This is a genomic window from Helicobacter sp. 11S03491-1 (genome assembly GCF_002272835.1).
Classification (GTDB): Bacteria; Campylobacterota; Campylobacteria; order Campylobacterales; family Helicobacteraceae; genus Helicobacter_J.
Genome location: NZ_MLAO01000003.1, coordinates 54,307 through 74,069 on the forward strand (window position 1 = coordinate 54,307; position 19,763 = coordinate 74,069).

Consider the following 19,763-nt stretch of genomic DNA (forward strand, 5'->3'; position numbering starts at 1 on the left):
TTTTCTCCATAAATTAAATAAGGGAGTATTATACAACAATGCCTTTTGGATAAAAATCAAATTTTAAACTTACTACAAGAAATGGGCTTGCTTAGCTATCCAAATCTAAAATAGATTATTGATTGAAAGTTAATAATAAATTCTTTAATAAAAAATAAATTAAATTTAATAAATAGTGGTTTTGAAGATCTAAAAGTTAGAGATAAAATTCTCTAACTCTTGAGACAAACAAATTATCTAACCGGATTTTTATAAATCTTTGAATATTTTAAGATTCTTATAAATTACGCATCTTTTTTCAAATTTCTTAGCTCTCTCTTCAAGATCTTTCATATTTTCTTCTTCAGTTTGCAGAATTTTTCCTTCTTTGATAATTTTTTCTTGTTGTACTTTTAAAATTTCCCAAGCGTGTTTCGCATACTCTTTAGGATCTTTTTTTCCTTGAAGTCGGCTTTGTAAAAAGAGTTGCTCAAATCTTCCGATCTCTACGCCCTCTCCTGTAAGAGCACTAGCAAGAACAGAAATTTGATTCCCGCTTTTGGCATTTTCTAAAATCTGGACATTGAGTTGGTGTGTTTTTTCCAAAGCTTTTGAGACGATCTCTTCTTTTTGAACTTCAGAGACCACATCCAAAGCATTGAGTATTATAATAGCCTCAATAACTTGTGCTAAATGCTCGAATTTACCTTTAGATTCTTCTTGAATTTGTGCCATACTCTTAGGTTTGTGATCACTCAAAATATCTAACAATACCCCATAAACGTCTTCAGCTAATTCTATAGTTCCAAAACCCAGATTTATTGAAAATTTTACATCTTCTTTTGGGATATTCAAAATTACCTTTATTTCTTGAAGCATTTCTTGTTGTTGGGCAATACCCAATCTTTGAACGCCCTTAATCCAATAATCTTTTCTGAATCGTGTATTGTGAATAAAATCTCGAATATATTCTTTGAAAAAAGGATGTTCTAATGAATTCAGAAGCTCTTTTTGTTCGGGCTTATAAATAACATTTTCAAGCAAAGAAAAAAATGAAGCTTGGGAAACAAATTGCAACCTGGCATTAGAAAAATCTTGAGAAATATTCATAAAATCCATAATTTTCCAATTCTCATTCATAAATTCATGGACTAAATAAGCCTTATCCATATTTTTCATTCTATCAACTTGATTTTTGAGAGCTTGATTTTCTTGAATAAATCCTGCGCCTGCTTCAACAAGCTTATCAAAAAACTCAAATCCCAATCCAACTTTTTGTATTATGTGTTTGGATTGAGGGAGCATGAAATCAGAAAAATTCTTGAGTAAATTTCTAAAAGGAATCATATTGCAAAAACCGGGATAAACATTATAACTGGCATATACGCCCCCACCGGGTCGCAATTTTTTATCAATGAATTCTAATAAAATTTTACGATTTTCATCATCTATCCAGCTATAAACACCATGAAAAGCGATAAAATCAAAATCAGGTAAATCTTTTCGATTTAAAAATTCTTTGAAAGAATCTGCATATAATTTCGCTCCATTTCCTGAACTTCTTGCCAAATCACGTGCAAAATTTGCATGAGATACATGAAAATCTGTGCCATACCATTCTATATTTGAAGCGCTTGCATGGATATTCACACTTATCCCATTCCCATATCCAAGCTCACAAGCTTGTTCAATTTTTGGGGGTTTGATACCCTGAAGCAAGCAAATTAATTTGAAAGTAAGGGGGCTTACTTCTTTGAAATAACCATAATTATAATTAACATCAACAATGTAATCTTTTGTATCCATAATAAACAAGTCCTTTCAATATTTAAATATTTGATTATACAATAAAAAATATATTTTCAAGACAAATGTTTTTAACTCAACATAAACGATTTGGAATCCTCATTTGAAGCTAATAATAATACAAAGAAGTGCGTCGGATATGTGCCAACTATCTCAAAAATAAAAAACTGGTGCTTGCCAAATAAAAGTCAATAGTTATTATTTAATTTTAATTTTTAAATTTTTTAAAATCTTTTATAACCTCCAAATACATTTTTTCAGCTTTTTGAATAGATTTTTCTAATGTATAATTTGAGGCACTTTTAGCATAAGCCTTTCCCATCTCCTCTCGCTCACTCTTGTGCTCAATCCAATAATCAATCTTTTGCGCCAAATCTTTTGGATTTCCGGATTGAAACAAAGATCGCTCATCAAGCGCAAACTGACCTGTAGCTGACACCCTGCTATCGGAAATAATAGGCACAACCCCACAAGAAATTGCCTCCAAACAAGCAATTGCTTCACCCTCTACATCAGCAGCATGAACATAAAGATCGCCTCTGTGCAAAATTTTAATCAAGTCTTTAGGTTGAACAAAACCAAAATCTACTTCATTGCTTAGGTTTTCTGCTAACTTTCTAAGCTTTTTTTCCGTAGGTCCTGCACCCTTGAGATGAAGTTTGATTTTTGTGCTATATCGACTTAATCCAATGGCTTTTATCAACATATCTTGGCGTTTCTCACTTGAATATCTCCCCACCATGACTATATGAAACAATCCGTCATTTGGAGGTTTTTTTTGGGGTGGGGAATACAATTCATCAAAACCATTTGAGATAATAAATTTTTTGCCTTTATAATGGTGCGCATTGATCTCATTAGCAATCAAAGCGGATGGACAATGAATATGCCCGATATGTCGATAAAACCTGAAACGAAACCACCAAAAAATAAAATTATTTAAAAATGTCAATTTTTCTAGCCCTAAATTATGTGTAATATGCTCAGGCTGAAGGTGAAATGCGCCCATATAAGGAATATTCATTGACTTAGCAATTTTAATGGCAACAATTTCAAGCTTAAAGGGCAAAAATAAATGCACCACATCCACACCATGAAATGCCTCTCTTAAAATCTTCTCAACCGGTTTGCCAAAAATCATACGTTGCTTGCGTGAAATCTCACTCACTATAGGGATATACCTCTCAGGAACGGGATAATACCCCTCTCCTTCTATATAAGGAGCAACCACATGAACTTTATGCCCTCTTTCTCGCAAAGCTTTTGCAAATCTAAAAGCTGTCATGGAAGTACCATTGCTTTTATCTGCAAAACTATCCACTACAAGTGCGATAGTCATTAAATCTCCTTATTGTCTTTGTTGTCTTTAAGTTTGAATTTGAAAAATTTTTTATCAAAAATAGCTATTTGAAATACTCCATCAAATATCTTAATATCCAATAAAAAACCTTCAACTTTTACTTCGCATTTTTTTGTTTCACTCTGAAGGGCATTGGCTTTGAAAATCATTTGTTGTCCTAATTCTATAGGCGCTAAAAATTTTGTCTGGGAGCTAATAATGAGACTATTTTTTTTGTTGATAGCGCACAAAGCAGCATAAGATGCCGCATTAAAAATAAATCCTGTGTAAATCATGCTTTCATCACAAACCATTGATTCTTTGGGGATAAAAAAAACTTCGGCTTTATTTTTTGATAATGAAATTAACTCCCCGCATACATTTGTATCTAATTGGGTACAAATAATAAGTTCCTCATTGTTGTTTGAAGCTTTTTGCTCTGTATTTTTTTCTAATTCTTCATCCATTTTTTATCCTTTTTAATTTAAAATATCCTCTTTTTGGGGCATCATAGCCTTCTATTGTTTTAGTACAATCACAAGGGTTCAAAAATGAATCCAGACTCAACCCCTCTATCCATTCAGTTTTTCTTTGTTCTAAAATTGTTGTCTCCTTTAGCGCCAGTATTTCGATTTCTTTAAATCCTGCTCGCATACACCAACCATACAGAGTCGGAATTGAAGGAATAAAATATACATTGGACATTTTGGCATAAGTATTTTTGGGGCAAAGAGAGATCTCTAATTGTGAATCAATAATCAATGTATCCAAAATTAATTCCCCATTCTCTTTAAGTCCGGAAAAAAGAGATTTTAAAGTTGCAATAGGATCGCTACGATGGTATAAAACCCCCAAACAAAATATAATATCAAACTTTTTATCATAAATTCTAAGATCTTGAACACCCAAAAGCTCATAAACGATATCTTGTTTTAAAAAATAATTTATAAAATCAAACTGACATTTATAAAGCCCATTAGGATCAAAGCCTGTAAGATTTTTTGGAGAAAGTTTTGCCATTTCAAATAAATAATATCCATTGTTGCACCCTATGTCAGCAACTTCCTTATCTTTAATATCAATATAAGGAGATAGCAATCCCCATTTAATGAAACTTCTCCATTCTGCATCAATCAATAAATTCTCTAAATAAAAAGGTCCTTTTCTCCAGGGTTTCAAAGCATAAGCCAAGTCTCTTATATAAGCAAAAGCCTGATTATCTAAGGGCTTATCAAATCTGATTATAATCCCATCATTACATTGATAACTTGCCTCAATATTAGGAATTATTTCATATAAAAAATTAATTTTTTCAACAAGTGGAGCAATTGTTTTTGAATGAAGTAGTTTTAAAGCATTTTCCCTGGCGCAAGCAAGCATTTTTATTTCTTTAAAAAAGAGGTAAAACAGGTTCTGTTTGAGGAGTAGTCAAAAGATGGGTCAAGCTTGTATTGTCCAACCCCAATATTAGAGCAAAGTTATAATTATATTTTTTAAGCAAAAAACTCAGGTCATTTTCCTCTTGATAAATTTCATTTTGTGCCATTACATCAAAAACTTCCTCATAACCTTTTGGCAAAAATAACATTAATTTACCCCATTTGGCATTTAATGCAATATAAGTAATGTATTTTTTAAATTTATTAATATCTTTTTCAGCAATGACTACCTTATCTGTTTGTCCATAGCCAACAAGCTTCGCATGAGCATTGATAAAATTAGGTTGCATATAAGGAATATGAGAAAAATATTTTAAATCAAAAGCAATTTGATGTGTGATGCATAAATCTATTACGCTACTTAATTCAGGCAAAAATAACCCCGGTAGTTTTAAATCATATTGGGCAAGTTTATAATGAATTTTACTCTCAAATAAAGTAGCCATGATCAATTTAAAGGGGTATTCCTGGGGTAAAATAGTTTGGGTATATTCTAAAATAAGCTCCAAAAGTGCTCTATCTCTAATAACGATCCCTTTTAAATCAGGATTTTTATCCATGAAACTTAAAAGATTTAAAAGATCTTCATCAAAAAAACTTATCGAAATATCTGTAACAATTTGATGGGCAATCTCATACTCAATTTCAGAAACAAAAAATACCTCAATTTTTTCACTCAAAAACTGATAACGGATAAGCCGGATAATAGCATCATCAAGGGAATTAACTTTAATCCATGCAATCTCTCCATCTACCATTTGAACATATTTATCATAAACAATTCCATACGCGCCTAACGCAATCGCTCCATCAATTTCATCAGAATTTTTGGCAATAAAAAGATAACCTTTTTTTACTTCCTCAATACAAGTTGCCACCCCTCTAAAAGAACTGATAGCCGGTGTGCTTGCCAGCTCACCATTGATAATCTCAACTGCTTCATTCACTCTCACTTAACTCACCTTGCTTCCATTTTTTTTAGATTTTTCTGTCCCCAAAAGAGAAAGCCCATCTTCATCCTTGCTTGCAAGTATCATTCCTTCACTTATTTCACCCATCATTCTGGCAGGCTTGAGGTTTGCCAATACGCATACTTGTTTGCCTATCAAATCTTGTGATTGATAAAATTTTGCGATTCCGGAAATGATCTGTCTAGGCTTATCTTCACCCATATCAATTTGAAGTTTAAGCAACTTATCACTTTTTGGAATATTAATAGCCTCCAAAATAGTTCCCATACGAATATCAAGCTTGGCAAAATCATCAACCCCAATGAATGAAAAATTTTTATTTTCCTTCTCTTGAATCTGTATTGTTGTCTCCGGTATTTTAAAAGCTTCAATTTTTGGAAATAAAGGCTTAGTTTTTTGAATCAAACAATCCTTGAGTGTTTCTTTATTGATAATAAGATCGGTAAAATTTTTGGAATCTATGGATATTTGAAGTGATTGGGCAATAATTCTTGCACTCTCAGGCATGATAGGATACAAAAACAGGCTTCCTTTGGCAAGAATACTGGCCACCAGCCCTAAAAGCCCCTGAGTTTGATCTGTCTTATCTTCTTTCATAAGGTTCCAAGGTTCATATTTGCTAATAACTCCATTGGCTAACACAAAAACTTTCCAAAGCTCTTCAAGGTATTTACTAAGCTGCATTTGTTTCATCAAATCAGGCAATTTTTCCAGAATATGATGGAGTGTGTCTAATTCTTGTTGATAAAATTTAGAAGTATGAGTTGTGCTAATTTTGGCACCAAAATACTTTTCACTCATCCCTATAAGACGATTCAGAAGGTTACCTAAATCATTACTCAAATCAGAATTAATACGATCTATGAGTGCTTTTTGTGAAAAATCTCCATCTTGTCCAAAAGGCACTTCACGCATCAAAAAATATCTCAAAGCCTCAATACCATAGGCATCTGCAACTTCTTTAGGATGGATTACATTGCCAATGCTCTTACTCATTTTTATCCCATCTCTTGTCCACCAACCATGGACATAGATATGTTTAGGTAAATCCAACCCTAAACTCATCAAAAATGCAGGCCAATAAATAGCATGAAACCTTAAGATATCTTTGCCAACAACATGAATAGCATTTTTCCAAAAATCCATATTTTTCTCATCACCTCCATAACCCAGCGCACTTACATAATTAAGGAGTGCATCCAACCATACATACATAACATGTTTTTCATCTTTGAGACTTTTTGGCAAAGGAATTCCCCACTTGAAGCTTGTCCTTGTGATAGACAAATCATTAAGCCCGGCTTCCACAAAACGAATAACTTCATTTTTTTTATGTAATGGCAAAATGCAATTCGGATGAGAGGCATACCACTGCAGAAGTTTGTCTTGATACTTGCTAAGTGCAAAAAAATAACTTTCTTCTTTTAAAATAATTGTATCCTTACCACAATCAGGACATTTTCCATCAATAGCTTGCATTTCAGTAAAAAAACTCTCACAACTCACACAATAACGCCCTTCATATTCGCCTTTATAAATATCTTTTTTTTGATACATAACCTCAAAGGCTTTTTGAACGCTTATTTGATGATAAGAATCTGTTGTGCGAATAAAATGATCATAATCAATACCAAATTCATCCCATAAACTTTTGAAAGCAGCGCTAATCTCATCGGCATATTCTTTAGGAGTTTTTCCTTTGATTCTGGCAGAATGTTCAATCTTTTGTCCATGTTCATCTGTGCCTGTAAGAAAAAAAACCTCTTCCCCCATTAATTGATGATATTTTTTAAGCATATCCCCAATTAAGGTTGTATAAGCATGCCCAATATGAGGAATATCATTCACATAATAGATAGGGGTAGAGATGAATGTTTTCATTTGTTTCCTTCTGAATTCAAATTTTTTATTATAACAAAACTTACTTTTGAGATTGTTTCATTTTTATTGATTTTGAATTTCCAAAACTTTATAAGCTTCGCACGCAGGAGTATATCCATTATCACATGCTTTTTTATATAAAGATTTTGCTTGAGCGAGATCTTTTGGAACACCTTGAGCGCTTTGGTATAAATACCCTAAATTTACGCAGCTTGCAAGATTACCTTGTTTGCATTCCTGATCCCAAGTTTGAGAAATATCGGCTTTGAGAATAAAAACTCCAACAACTAAAACACAAAATATCTTTTTCATTTATTGTTTCCTTAATATTTATTAAATACATTAGCAAAACTTTATCAAATTTATAGGATAAATTCTATTAAAATGGATATTCAAAAAATTAATCACGAATTTAATCAGATTCTTTAATTCTTTTATTTAATTTTTGATCATATTTACAACTCTCATTATTGCCCTTGCCACAAGTTTGATTAAATAATTGGCTTGCCTTTAAATAATCTTTTTTGATCCCTATTCTATGATCCGGAAAATACACTACTCTTTTACAAACTGATTCTCTCATAAAATTATTTGTATCCAAACAAGATTTACTATAGATATTCAATAGCTTTAAATTATCTTTGGGAATACTAAGCCCCTGTGCATAAATTTTTCCAAGATAGCCACACCCCCCTCTACATACAAAAAATTACAAGCCTTTTGATAAAGTTCTTTTGCCTTATGATAATCTTGTTTTACACATTTTCCATCAAAATACAATCCTCCATTTTTCCTTGATCGTAGGCTTGCTGATATAAAACCGGGGCTTGAAGAATATCTTGTCCATTTTTATAACCATTGCAAGATAATTATAGCCTTTGTGATATCTTTTTGATCGCAAGATTTTTTTAAAATTTCTTTGCTTTCAGGTTATCTTGAGCACACCCTTCCCAATGGCATATATTATTCCAACACTTACGTAACTTTGCATGTCTCAGTTATCGCATTTTTTCTCCAAAATCTTTAAGTCGCCAACCCCCAATCCAATAAAAAATGAAAATAAAAGATACTTTTCTTATAATTTATCCTTATTTATTTCTAAAAGTACTAAATACTTAATAAATTTATGTTAAAACTTAATATCTAAAAATCACTTAATTAATAATCTATATAATTATTTTATTCCATCATAAAATTCTAAGCTCATTTTAAATAAGCATAGATTCAACTATATTTAAAATTTTTGGAGTATTTGTTTGCATGCTAAAAGTTTTTGCTATTTTGCAAACAGCAAGCTTATAATCTAAAATATTTGTAACATCTAATGTATCCAGAGTTTCTATAATGCTGCTTATATCAAACCTGGCAGATGTTTTTCCAATACCATATTGAGAAATAAATTTCTTAATCTCAGGAATTGGGGTGCTTAGCACACATAATCTTGATTGAATATACTCAAAAAATTTATTAGGCATAGCATAAGTATTATTAAATCCATTGGGCATAAGAGTAAGAATACCAATATCAAAGGGATTGCAAAATTTAATAATATCCCCCATAATTACAGGAGACAAGAATTTGATAGAAGAAATGTTTTGGGCTTCTTGTTTAAGTTCTTCCAAATAATTTTTTTGATTACTCATAACCATCATATTTAAACGAAATTTATTTTTAAATGCCTTTGCGATTTCAAGTAAATTTTGCGATTCTCTATCAGGGCTAACAAATCCATGATAAATAATCTCAATAGGATAATCAATCTTTGAAGGAGGAAGAGAATGAAAAGGAGGAAGAGAATGAAAAACTTTAGCATCGATCCCAAAATCATACCAATAGCGTTTGGCTATCCCATCACTCACCGTGATAGCACCATCAATTTGAGGTAAGTATTTTATACATAAATATTTAAAAAATTCTCCAAAAGTTTCTAGCCACAATGGATTATTTTCATATTCAAGCGGGTAGTATTCTCTCAAGTCAATTAAAATTTTTGTCTTCGGATATAAATATTTATTATCCAAAGCAAAAGGCAAGAGTGCAATATCTTCTACCACAATCACATCAAGCGGCGATAAAAAATTCAAAATATCCCGGATAACTTTTCGATTAGATGTATAAATAAGGTTGTCAAATAATTTATTCCTACAATAATTTTTAATTTCCTCCTCTTCTTCTTTGGTGCGATCTTTTGAAGTTTTTGGCGAGGGAAATGAAAAACATTCAATACCCTCAATCAAAGAACACTCCCTCCCAATGCCAAAAACTTCATAATTTTCTTGCAACATCTTTACAAGACGAAAAGGTCTGGGACGCTTAGCTATATCAAAATCACAAAGAATTCCTATCTTTTTCTTCACACACATTCCTTGTTTTGGGAAACAAAGCTATAACCGGTTACAGGAAGAATACAAATGATAAAAGTTTCTTTCTTCTTCTGTAAGATGATCTTAAAAGGGTGTTCCAATTTTCTTTTTTCCTTACCGCAATAAGGGATTCCAAATCGATCAAAGTAAATACGTGCTGTTCTTCTTTCTCTACAAAAATCATCTCCTATAACGCTCAAGTTTTCTAATCCATAAGCTTCATGAAGTCGCACAAAAACACTTGAGTTATTTTTACATTCATCAGATATATTGGTATTATTATAGCCACTCAAACATTTTCTATCACCCCCGCTAATAGCGATAATATCTCCGGACATTGGACGACCATCATAATCAGTAGTAGGTGCGAAACGCGGCGTATCTACATAAAGACTGTAACTAAAAAGTGTGTACTTACCATTTAAATGAAATTGAATTTGCCACATTGGATTTTGATCAACCAGCTTATAAGGTTGGATACTTGGAAACCTCTTGATGAGCCATTGAGTTTGATTGGTATGAGTATAAGCTAAACTATCATTTAATGCCAAATGGCGCACATAAAGAATATGTTCTAATAATGAATTTGTAGCTATAGCCAATGCAGCATCTGTCTTGGGGATAGCAAATAAGACCAATATCCCTATAACAGAAACTGCAATCACCATTTCAAATAAGCTAAAGGCTTTTCTCATGATGACTTTATCTTAATAATATTATAAGAACGAATATTTCTATCCATATAGCGAATGCCAATATCTCCTTTTTTGCCATTAGGAATTTTAATTAACCTAAGATCTTTGCTAGTGTTAATTCCATAAAATTTAAGACGCATAGCAAGTTTTTGATCCTTTGTATAAATACTGGTAATCCCATATTGTTTGAGTGATTGGGCAATCTCTTTTGCAATATAATAATTGATGGCAAAGTTATCTTTGGGGCTAAAATAATAGCTCCATTTATTGCCAAAAATAGCAAAAGTCTCCAAAAACAAAGCTACAAATACAATAAAAAATCTCATCTGATAACGCGATCGAAAACGAGGCAAACGAATCCTTAAATCATTAAAAAAACTTTTAATCATTATGGGCAATCCTACAACACTCATAGGAACAAATATTTCAGAATCAATATTTTGGCGAATAGAAAGCATCAAAGCAAAAACCAAACTTACCACACTAACATAGGTCATCAAATTATTCTGATACTTAGTAATTGCCCAATAAAGCGTATAGTTATAATAAATAAATAAAAATGGTGAAAATAACATGGCCATTTCACCTAATACATCAAGAAAATGTCCTTGTGGTCTCCCTCCAATATCTAAATCAAATAAATTCATATTAATCGCAAACCCACACAAACAATAAATAATTGTCTTGGGCATTTTATTTTTGATGGCATAAAAAGCTACTGCGAGAAATAAAACACTTGAACTGCTATCAATAAAAATACTTAAAAAAAGCGTAATATAGGGAATTTTTTTATAACGCATATTGATATAACAAATCAAAAGAGATATAAAAATAATCAACCCACTTTTTACCAACAAGATAGAACTAAAATTAATCCCAGGTAACATGGCATAAATAAAAACGACAAAAAGACTATCTGTTGGCTTTTTAAGATAACTCCTTCCAATTGCATAAATCAAAATCATATTTAAAAAATGTATCAAAACAAAAGGCGATCGCAAAGCATAATCATTTTGTCCAAAAATCTGAGTGCTCAAACGCGCAATATCAAAGACAAAATTTTTTTCATAAAAAAATCCATAAGCCTCTTTATAGCTAATAGAGATTTGATCAATCATTACAAACTGCAAACAAACACTTAAAAATGCCGGTATCAAGAAAATAATATCTACAACATCAAAAGATCGTTTTGTTTGGCTATGTCTCTCCAACCAAAATCGTAGCCAAATAGCGATCCCTCCCAGTGTTTGTTTTGCCAACATTATTTTATTACCTGTTAAATAACTTCATTAAACTTATAGCCCCGTTCCAAAAGCTTAAATCTAATTTCTTCTTTGTGATCTTTGCCTTTTGTCTCCAGGGCTAGTGTCACACTTGCATCCCCATAATCTAAGCTTGTACTTACTCTATCGTAATCTATCTGAACAATATTTGCACCCACTTGAGTAAGAGTATCTGTGAGTTTTTGAAGACTTCCGGGCTTATCAATTAAAATAACTTTAAATTTCATTTTACGATCTGATTTGATCAAGCCCTTTTCAATTATCAAATTTAACATCGTTACATCAATATTACCGCCACTTAAAACTATCCCTACTTTATCAGTAAGTTTCAAGTCAATTTTTTTATGCAAAAGCGCTGCAACTACACTCGCTCCTGCCCCTTCAACAACAAGCTTTTGATTCTCAAGCAAATACAATATGCCACTAGCAATTTCTTCATCATCTACGGCAACAATATCACTTACCCCCTCACAAATATAACGATAATTTTTTTCATTTACATCTCTAACTGCAATTCCATCAGCAATTGTGCGAACAGAATCTACTTTTTGAATTGATCTGGCCTTAAAACTTTCTCGCATTGCAGGAGCTCCTTTGGCTGTAACACCAATGACTCTAACATCAGGCTTTAACGCCCTATATGCACTTGCAATCCCACCAATCAATCCTCCACCCCCAATAGGAACCAAAACAAGATTAATTTGGGGCTCTTCTTCGATCATCTCCAGCGCGATACTTCCTTGTCCGGCCATCACCTCATCATCAGCAAAAGGATGGATAAAATGAAGTTTTTGTTCTTGGGCAAGTTTAAGAGCATGAGCGTAGGCTTCATCATAATTATCTCCTGCTAATATTACTTCTGCACCTAATTTTTTTGTAGCAATCACCTTTAAAAGAGGCGTAGCCTCTGGCATAATAATAATTGAAGGGATGTTAAAATAACTTGCCGCATAAGCAACTCCTTGCGCATGATTCCCTGCAGAAGATGCAATGACCCCATTTTTGCGTTCTTCTTCATTCATATTTGCAATTTTATTAAAAGCGCCTCGTATTTTAAATGCCCCTGTGCGTTGAAGATTTTCCTTTTTTAAATAAATTTGAGCGCCAACTTCTTGGCTAAGTTTGGGTGCAAAAGAAAGTGGGTTAGATTCTATAACAGATTGAATCCGACAGCGAGCTTCTTGAATTTTTTTTAAATCTACCATTCTATTCTCCTAATATTCTTTGATGCTCAATTTTAATACATTTATTTTCTATAACTTCAATTCCTTTGGATTCTAATATATTTCTGGCATCCGGATTCCAAATTCCAAGCTGCATCCAAAAAACCTTTGGTAAAATCTTGGCTTTTAAGACTTCCAGGGCTATTTGCAAACATGCTTGAGCTTTACGAAATACCACAACGATATCAGGCTTTTGATCTTCTATGGCTTCTAAAAGTTCTTGATAAACTTTTTCTCCTAAGATATTCTCCCCTTTTGGATAAATAGGAATAATTTGATAACCTATTTTTTGTAGATATTTACCTACCTGATGACTATCTTTTGACTCATCCGGGCTCAAACCAACAATAGCAATCTTTTTGGCTTCTTGAAGTGCTGTTTTTATATCAAGCATTTTTCATCCTTTTTATATCTCGCAAAAATACGGGCAGGGCAATCAAAATCCCTGAAATCAAAATGAATACAATCCCTAAACTACTCACAAAATCAGGAATCTTATCTCCCAAAATCAACCCTAAAATCACCCCCCAAATAATCCGACTATAATCAATAGGAGCAACAATTCCTGCAGGAGCAAGCATATAGGCGCGTGTAAGAAATTGCTGCCCAAAGGTTCCTGATAAACCTACAGCTAAAACATAAATCCATTCAATCCCACTAGGAGAACTCCAACCATTTGAGAGATGAGGAATATTCATAAGCATCCCTATTCCTCCAATCAAAGTCATTGTAATTCCAAAAGCAAATACAACACTTTTTTCATCAAAATAGTCCCTCAAACTTCTGAGAGTAACAAACGCTAATGCTGCACTTACACCACTAAAAACACCTGCAAATATATTTTTAGCTCCCAATCCCCCAACGCTTGGATTTGAAATACAAATCACACCGACAAAACCAATAATAGTTGCTATAATAACGCCTATTCTAGGTCGTTCACGCAAGAATATTATTGAAAAAATAACCGTATAAATAGGCACGCTTTGAGCAAATGCTGTAGCTGTCCCTAAAGGAATTGTAGCAATATTATAAAATAAAGCAAGCATACTTAGCCCACCAATAATTGCTCGAAATGCTAACTTTCCCCAACCACCTTTCTTCTTGTTCTTATTATTTGGAGGAGAGAAAATAAATATCCCTAACACAAATAAACTCATCACAAAAGACCGAAAGAATATATTTTCCATTGGCGACAAACTAGGCGAAAGAACTTTTACAAAGGCATTCATCAATGCAAAACAAAACGATGAAGCTGCCATATAAATAATACCTAAACTTGACTGCGAATATTTCATAAAAATCCTTGATAAAAATCTTACAAAAGTATAAAACAAATTTCATTTCTAAGACTTAAAGAATACCTTATTGATACCAATGAAATTCAGAGAAATGACTTGAAATTTTATAAGACCCCAAGAAAAATATTTATAAAATGAAGATAGAATAAAATAAATGACCGGGAGTTCCCGGCATTTATTAAAAGGAAGATAATGCGAAGTTAAAACAATGGGAGACATTGCTCTAACTAAAAATCACGATTCACAAACTAAACAACCAAACTAAAGGAGACCCACACCACACCACAACCTATTCTCCTCTAGTTTATGAAACAACTAACAATTAGGAATTTTACTTTATTATTTTTTTATTTTATGTGGATTACCTGCACCTCCTATATAAGAGATTTCGCCATTGAGAATATCATAAGCTTGACCAAATCCCTTGACAAATCTACCTTTGCCAAATTCTAAAGCAACCAAATGAAAATCCATCATGTTTCGAATAGTTTTGATTCCTCCGCTTCCGCCTGTACGCTCCACAAATTTATCATAAACTTTATCAAATTCTTCTGTGCGATCAATAAACCTTGCTTTAGCCCTGTATCGCAAACGTTTTCTTAAAATAACAGACTTTGCTTTACATTCATCTTCTAAAAACATTACTTCAAGGTTATTTGGATTTGCAGACAAACTCGCATAATGCTCACTTACTTCACTAATATAAATATAATATTTATCTTTATATCTTAATAACGGGGCATAAGTGCAAATCACTTCATTTGAAGGATTTAAGCTTGAAAGGACAACCGAACCGGTCTCATCCATAAAATCCTGCATTTCTTTTTTAACCAAAGCAATATCAAGAGTTTTTGGAATACTTTGACAAAGCTCAATAATTGCATTTTTTAAGCCATGTTCTTTATCAGAAACTTTTTGAGGAAATTCTATTCGCAAATCTTTCCCGCCATTATAGGCAATATTAATACCCCCTATATCGACACCAATAAGCTTAACGTCTTTTGGGTTATCTATTTGCCCAAACTTTTTCAAAAGCCCTATAAGTTCGGCTTGATGATGCTCATTCATATGAATAAGAATAGTTCCTGTTTCCATTTTTTCTCCTTTATGGTTTAATACCATAAATTTAGCGTTTGTTTTTAAATTAAGAGCATTATAAATCATATAAACTTAAATGAACATTAAAAATAAGAATTATTCTTATTTTTCATAAATTAGGATTATTTTCTTAATCGGAAGCTATTCCCAACCACCAAAACAGAACTCAAACTCATGCTTAGAGCAGCCACGATAGGAATAACAAAACCCAAAATTGCCAAAGGAATCATTAAAAGATTATAAACAATACTCAAAGCAATATTTTGTTTGATTGTTTTGTAAGTCTGTGTAGAAATTTCAAATGCTTTCCGAAGACTTGAAAGCTTATCATCAAGAACCACCACATCTGAAGAAGCAATAGCAATATCACTCCCTGCTCCCATTGATATACCCACATCACTTTTGCTTAAAGCCAATGTATCATTAATCCCATCTCCAACCATTACGACTACTTTATTGTTTTGATGGTATATATCTACAATTTGTGCTTTTTCTTCAGGCATCAAAGAAGCATCAAAATGCTTGATACCTACCTCATTGGCAACACAAGATACAACTTCTTTTCTATCTCCGCTGAGAAGTCTTATTTCTAATCCTTTTTTTTGCAATACTTTTATCAATTCTTTTGCACCTTCTTTTAAAGTATCTCTAAGTAAAAATACAGCTGTAAGTACTCCATCAATACTATAGGCAAAAATCATATTCTGCCCTAATGTTTTTATCCCTGAGACATCGATACCATTGGCTTTGAGATATTCCAAACTCCCACCTAAAAGTTTTTTCCCATTTCCAACTGCTTCAATTCCTCTTGAAGAACTTTGGCTAAAATCACAAATCACCCCCTGCCCTTTTCCTAAAAAATTTTTGATACTTTGGCTGATGGGATGCATACTGCAAGACACAAAAGCACTCAAAAGTTTCTTGTCGAATTCTCCAAATTCTTGCATATCGACAACTTCAGGTTTGCCTACAGTCAGCGTTCCTGTTTTATCCAAAAGCACCACATCAGCTTTTGCCATACTTTCTAAAAAAGAAGCCTCTTTGAATACCAATGCTTTTTTATAAGCCTCACCCAACCCTATAATTGTAGCTATAGGAGTAGCTAATGCAAGTGCGCATGGACAAGAAATAACAATTACAGAAATTGCAATGACCAATGAATGTTCAAATCCAATCTCACCCCAATAATACCATCCTAAAAAACTCAAAACTCCTATCCCTAAAACAGACTTAGAAAAATACTGTGAAAGCAAATTTGCTAAATTTTGGATATGAGGTTTATGTGCGATACAATCTTCCATTAATTTAATCAGACGACTCATTAAAGAATCTTCAAAAAGTTTAGATGCTTGATAAATAAAACTTTTATTTGTATTGAGACTTCCGGACAAGACTTCTTCGCCCTTACGAATACTTAGAGGCATAGATTCTCCATTAAGCGCTCGCATGTCTAAAAGTGCTTCTTGGCTTTCCAAAATTCCATCAATCGCCAAAGCCTCTCCGGGCAAAACTTCAAGTCTATCACCAATTTTTACCTCTTGGGGTGTTTTTGGAATTTTAGTTTCTCCTTCCAGAACAATCACGCCGGCAGGAATTCCGGAACTCAGTTTATCCAGGGCATCTCCGGCATTTTTTCTAGATTTAATTTCTAAAAATTTTCCTGCAAATACGAAGGTAATAATCATTGCCACAGATTCAAAATAAGTTTCTCCAACTCCACTAATACCTGCATAAATTGAATAAATATATGTCAGACTTGCCCCTACACATACAAGCAAATCCATCCCTACAAAACCATTTTTTAATCCATAATATGCCCCTATAAAAAATACTCTACCGGTATAAAATAAAACCGGTGTACTTAAAGCAAAAGAAACAAGATTTAAAACATCTTTCATTTCTTTGCCCATACCCAAAAAATACCCGGCATATTGGGCAACAGCTATCCACATAATATTCATTGTGCAAAAAATCGCTATAACCATAGAAATATAGTAACTTTTGCGATCTTTTTTTGCTTGAAATTCTTGAATTTTTGGATCATAAACATAAGCATTATAACCAATAGAACGAATAAGAGTAATTATTTGTGAAGGGGCTATTTTTGAAATATCAAAAGTAATTTTTGCTTTATTATTTGTATAATTAATATTGACTTCATAAATACCTTCTTGAGAGTTGAGAACTTTTTCATTCAGCCAAATACATGCCGCACAATGAATCCCCTCTAAAATCAAAGCAATCCGGGAAAGCCCACTACCGGTAATGATATATTTTTGGGCAAATGCAGGGGTATCATATGAAGATAAATCTTGCTCAGAATAATCTCTTAAAGGTGGGGTAAGAGTTTTTTCTCCTACTTTATCATAAAACCCTTCCAAACCACTCTTTTGAAGTAAGAAATATACGCCCTCACAACCATTACAACAAAAATACAAATCTTTTCCTTGATATTCACATTTCTTCAAAGCATTATCCGGATATTCTAAATGACAATGAGAACAACGTTTCATCAAATACCTTTTTTAGATTCTATGCAAATATCTTCTGCAAATACTTTAATACTATAAGTATTTGCATGAGCATAAATTGCTTTTACCTCATCAGAATTGTCTGTTTGAAGTTTGGATTGATGTGTGATTAATGGAGGGAGAATTTTAAGACTTGATTTAGTGCGAATCCTTGCTTTACATAACAACAAGCTAGCCTCCTTGTCCAAACGCGGGTATACAAATCGCGCAATTTCGGCATTCAATCCCATATCTTTGAGCATATAAAAAATGCGATGAGATTCTTTTGCATCATAACAAAATACAAAACTGCCTTGAGGTTTCAACAATCTTTTTACTTGCATACATAGTTTTTCAAATGGCAAAAATTCTTCACTCCTAGCTATACAAATCCGTTTATTTCCGGCGCTTACAATACCCGATCGATAAAATGGAGGATTGGATACAATCATGTCAAATTTTTGGATACTCTGAAATTCTAAAAAATTCTTGCACACTATGCGGGCTTGGATACCTGCGCTTTTTGCATTCAACTCTGATAAAAACACCATAGAAGAATCTATCTCTATCATCATCAATTCTGCTCCACTCTCTCTAGCGCAAAGTAACCCTACAACCCCACTCCCTGAGCCTACATCCAAAATAGAATCAGTTTTTTTCACAAAACCCCTGGCAAAATCATACAAAAATAAACTATCACTATTGTAACAATACCCATCATGGAGTTGATAAATTTTTAAAATTTTTTTATCCATATTAATCCATCATCTCCTAATTTTTGGGTATGAAGCATTTTTCCTTGCCAAAAGAATCCGTTATTTGCGCTATTTGATATTATTGTTGGAGAAATATGGATTAAAACCATATCCACAAAAGAAGAAAGTGTCTCAAAAAGTTTCCAACCTCCCTCAATCAAATTAAATCCACAATCCAACCCAAGCTCAGATGGTTCCGAACATATTTGCACATGACGCTCATGCACATGAAAAAGAGGGATAGAAGAATCAAACTTTTTATGTGTGCTAAGAATTTTTATATTAGGCGCTTTTTTGCCATAAATTTCTAAACCATACCTGGCATCTAAAATAGGTTTATCTTCTCGTGCTGTCTTTCCTGAAATAATCATTGTATTGGCTATACTACGTTGATTATGGGTGAATTCTATGGATTCTCTTCCTGAAATCTTACCGCTTTGGTAATCTCCGTTAAGTCGTTGAGCAATTTTAAACAAATTAAAATGTCCTTTTTGTCTCAAACACAAAAAAGGATAAAGTAAATCTTCGCACCCGGATTCTAAAACCCCACACTCAACATTAATTCCTGCCTTTTTTAATCTCTGAGATCCTCCATGGGCTTCTCCTTGTCTCTCTAATGCCCCAATTACAATTTTTTTAGGTCTGATATTTTCTAAAAGCTCTGCGCATGGAGGAGTTTTGCCATAATGGTTACAAGGCTCTAAAGTAACATAAATGCTGCATTTCTCAAAAATACCTTGATGGTGATGTTGCAGATAATGATGGATATCTTGAGATTGGCTAAATGGGCATACTTTACCACTCAAAACCTCATAGGCATCTTTGAGCGCATTGATTTCAGCATGCGCATAACCACTGCGTGTATGAGCGCGAATTGAAAGTATTTCACCTCCCTCCCCTAAAACCATAGCGCCCACAGCAGGATTAGGAAGCGTAAGACTCTGGTATCGCCATGCCTCTTGTATGCACAAAGACAATAACTCTTCATCTGAATTCAATCTCTCTCCTTTAGAAAAACAATATTATAAGATAGGATTCAAACTCATCTTCATTTTTAAGAGTACGAATTCTACACAAACTAAAATTTTAACCTCCTTTAATATTGGCAATCTGTATGGAATTG

17 protein-coding genes and 1 pseudogene are annotated in these 19,763 nt (G+C 33.0%); all 18 read right to left on the reverse strand.

Annotated elements, in window-relative coordinates:
• Positions 1 to 249 precede the first annotated feature (249 nt).
• Positions 250 to 1,785, reverse strand: a complete 1,536-nt coding sequence (locus tag BKH45_RS02485; RefSeq protein ID WP_095273895.1) for a class I SAM-dependent methyltransferase — start codon at positions 1,783 to 1,785, stop codon at positions 250 to 252.
• A gap of 208 nt (positions 1,786 to 1,993) precedes the next feature.
• Positions 1,994 to 3,124: a glycosyltransferase gene (locus BKH45_RS02490; RefSeq protein WP_095273896.1), complete on the reverse strand. Its 1,131-nt coding sequence runs from the start codon at positions 3,122 to 3,124 to the stop codon at positions 1,994 to 1,996.
• The gene (locus tag BKH45_RS02495; RefSeq protein ID WP_095273897.1) at positions 3,124 to 3,591 is read right to left on the reverse strand and encodes a thioesterase; all 468 of its coding nucleotides are present in this window, start codon (positions 3,589 to 3,591) and stop codon (positions 3,124 to 3,126) included. Before BKH45_RS02495 ends, BKH45_RS02490 begins: the two co-directional genes overlap by 1 nt.
• Positions 3,584 to 4,504: a tRNA 5-methoxyuridine(34)/uridine 5-oxyacetic acid(34) synthase CmoB gene (gene cmoB, locus BKH45_RS02500; protein WP_095273898.1), complete on the reverse strand. Its 921-nt coding sequence runs from the start codon at positions 4,502 to 4,504 to the stop codon at positions 3,584 to 3,586. The genes BKH45_RS02495 and cmoB overlap by 8 nt, the downstream gene beginning before the upstream one ends.
• A gap of 10 nt (positions 4,505 to 4,514) precedes the next feature.
• Positions 4,515 to 5,516, reverse strand: coding sequence for a hypothetical protein (locus tag BKH45_RS02505; protein WP_095273899.1), 1,002 nt, complete (start codon positions 5,514 to 5,516; stop codon positions 4,515 to 4,517).
• A pseudogene (metG, locus tag BKH45_RS02510) lies at positions 5,517 to 7,439 on the reverse strand (methionine--tRNA ligase); the annotation flags it as partial.
• A gap of 39 nt (positions 7,440 to 7,478) precedes the next feature.
• Positions 7,479 to 7,727, reverse strand: a complete 249-nt coding sequence (locus BKH45_RS02515; protein WP_095273901.1) for a sel1 repeat family protein — start codon at positions 7,725 to 7,727, stop codon at positions 7,479 to 7,481.
• Between the two features lie 318 nt (positions 7,728 to 8,045).
• On the reverse strand, positions 8,046 to 8,195 hold the full coding sequence (locus tag BKH45_RS08805; protein ID WP_180675599.1) for an SEL1-like repeat protein: 150 nt from the start codon (positions 8,193 to 8,195) through the stop codon (positions 8,046 to 8,048).
• Positions 8,196 to 8,623: 428 nt separating this feature from the next.
• Positions 8,624 to 9,772, reverse strand: coding sequence for a capsular biosynthesis protein (locus BKH45_RS02525; protein WP_095273903.1), 1,149 nt, complete (start codon positions 9,770 to 9,772; stop codon positions 8,624 to 8,626).
• Positions 9,769 to 10,473, reverse strand: a complete 705-nt coding sequence (locus BKH45_RS02530; RefSeq protein ID WP_095273904.1) for a prepilin-type N-terminal cleavage/methylation domain-containing protein — start codon at positions 10,471 to 10,473, stop codon at positions 9,769 to 9,771. The genes BKH45_RS02525 and BKH45_RS02530 overlap by 4 nt, the downstream gene beginning before the upstream one ends.
• Positions 10,470 to 11,735: a glycosyltransferase family 39 protein gene (locus BKH45_RS02535; RefSeq protein WP_095273905.1), complete on the reverse strand. Its 1,266-nt coding sequence runs from the start codon at positions 11,733 to 11,735 to the stop codon at positions 10,470 to 10,472. Before BKH45_RS02535 ends, BKH45_RS02530 begins: the two co-directional genes overlap by 4 nt.
• 14 nt (positions 11,736 to 11,749) lie before the next feature.
• On the reverse strand, positions 11,750 to 12,961 hold the full coding sequence (ilvA, locus tag BKH45_RS02540; RefSeq protein ID WP_095273906.1) for a threonine ammonia-lyase: 1,212 nt from the start codon (positions 12,959 to 12,961) through the stop codon (positions 11,750 to 11,752).
• 1 nt (position 12,962) lies between these two features.
• On the reverse strand, positions 12,963 to 13,373 hold the full coding sequence (locus tag BKH45_RS02545) for a CoA-binding protein (protein WP_095273907.1): 411 nt from the start codon (positions 13,371 to 13,373) through the stop codon (positions 12,963 to 12,965).
• Positions 13,366 to 14,274, reverse strand: a complete 909-nt coding sequence (locus BKH45_RS02550; protein ID WP_095273908.1) for a DMT family transporter — start codon at positions 14,272 to 14,274, stop codon at positions 13,366 to 13,368. Before BKH45_RS02550 ends, BKH45_RS02545 begins: the two co-directional genes overlap by 8 nt.
• A 342-nt stretch (positions 14,275 to 14,616) precedes the next feature.
• On the reverse strand, positions 14,617 to 15,372 hold the full coding sequence (locus BKH45_RS02555) for a HugZ family heme oxygenase (RefSeq protein ID WP_095273909.1): 756 nt from the start codon (positions 15,370 to 15,372) through the stop codon (positions 14,617 to 14,619).
• A 125-nt stretch (positions 15,373 to 15,497) separates the two neighbouring features.
• Positions 15,498 to 17,888, reverse strand: a complete 2,391-nt coding sequence (locus BKH45_RS02560) for a heavy metal translocating P-type ATPase (RefSeq protein ID WP_095273910.1) — start codon at positions 17,886 to 17,888, stop codon at positions 15,498 to 15,500.
• Positions 17,888 to 18,640 (reverse strand): methyltransferase, encoded by a 753-nt coding sequence (locus BKH45_RS02565; RefSeq protein ID WP_095273911.1) that lies wholly within the window; start codon positions 18,638 to 18,640, stop codon positions 17,888 to 17,890. The genes BKH45_RS02560 and BKH45_RS02565 overlap by 1 nt, the downstream gene beginning before the upstream one ends.
• The gene (gene ribD, locus BKH45_RS02570) at positions 18,622 to 19,638 is read right to left on the reverse strand and encodes a bifunctional diaminohydroxyphosphoribosylaminopyrimidine deaminase/5-amino-6-(5-phosphoribosylamino)uracil reductase RibD (protein WP_095273912.1); all 1,017 of its coding nucleotides are present in this window, start codon (positions 19,636 to 19,638) and stop codon (positions 18,622 to 18,624) included. Before ribD ends, BKH45_RS02565 begins: the two co-directional genes overlap by 19 nt.
• Between the last annotated feature and the right edge of the window lie 125 nt (positions 19,639 to 19,763).

Bases quoted from the DNA above. Each gene is read 5' to 3' on its own strand.
- BKH45_RS02485 (WP_095273895.1), bottom strand. From the start codon at position 1,785: ATGGATACAAAAGATTACATTGTTGATGTTAATTATAATTATGGTTAT.
- BKH45_RS02490 (WP_095273896.1), bottom strand. From the start codon at position 3,124: ATGACTATCGCACTTGTAGTGGATAGTTTTGCAGATAAAAGCAATGGT.
- BKH45_RS02495 (WP_095273897.1), bottom strand. From the start codon at position 3,591: ATGGATGAAGAATTAGAAAAAAATACAGAGCAAAAAGCTTCAAACAAC.
- cmoB (WP_095273898.1), bottom strand. From the start codon at position 4,504: ATGCTTGCTTGCGCCAGGGAAAATGCTTTAAAACTACTTCATTCAAAA.
- BKH45_RS02515 (WP_095273901.1), bottom strand. From the start codon at position 7,727: ATGAAAAAGATATTTTGTGTTTTAGTTGTTGGAGTTTTTATTCTCAAA.
- BKH45_RS02530 (WP_095273904.1), bottom strand. From the start codon at position 10,473: ATGAGAAAAGCCTTTAGCTTATTTGAAATGGTGATTGCAGTTTCTGTT.
- BKH45_RS02535 (WP_095273905.1), bottom strand. From the start codon at position 11,735: ATGTTGGCAAAACAAACACTGGGAGGGATCGCTATTTGGCTACGATTT.
- ilvA (WP_095273906.1), bottom strand. From the start codon at position 12,961: ATGGTAGATTTAAAAAAAATTCAAGAAGCTCGCTGTCGGATTCAATCT.
- BKH45_RS02545 (WP_095273907.1), bottom strand. From the start codon at position 13,373: ATGCTTGATATAAAAACAGCACTTCAAGAAGCCAAAAAGATTGCTATT.
- BKH45_RS02550 (WP_095273908.1), bottom strand. From the start codon at position 14,274: ATGAAATATTCGCAGTCAAGTTTAGGTATTATTTATATGGCAGCTTCA.
- BKH45_RS02555 (WP_095273909.1), bottom strand. From the start codon at position 15,372: ATGGAAACAGGAACTATTCTTATTCATATGAATGAGCATCATCAAGCC.
- BKH45_RS02560 (WP_095273910.1), bottom strand. From the start codon at position 17,888: ATGAAACGTTGTTCTCATTGTCATTTAGAATATCCGGATAATGCTTTG.
- BKH45_RS02565 (WP_095273911.1), bottom strand. From the start codon at position 18,640: ATGGATAAAAAAATTTTAAAAATTTATCAACTCCATGATGGGTATTGT.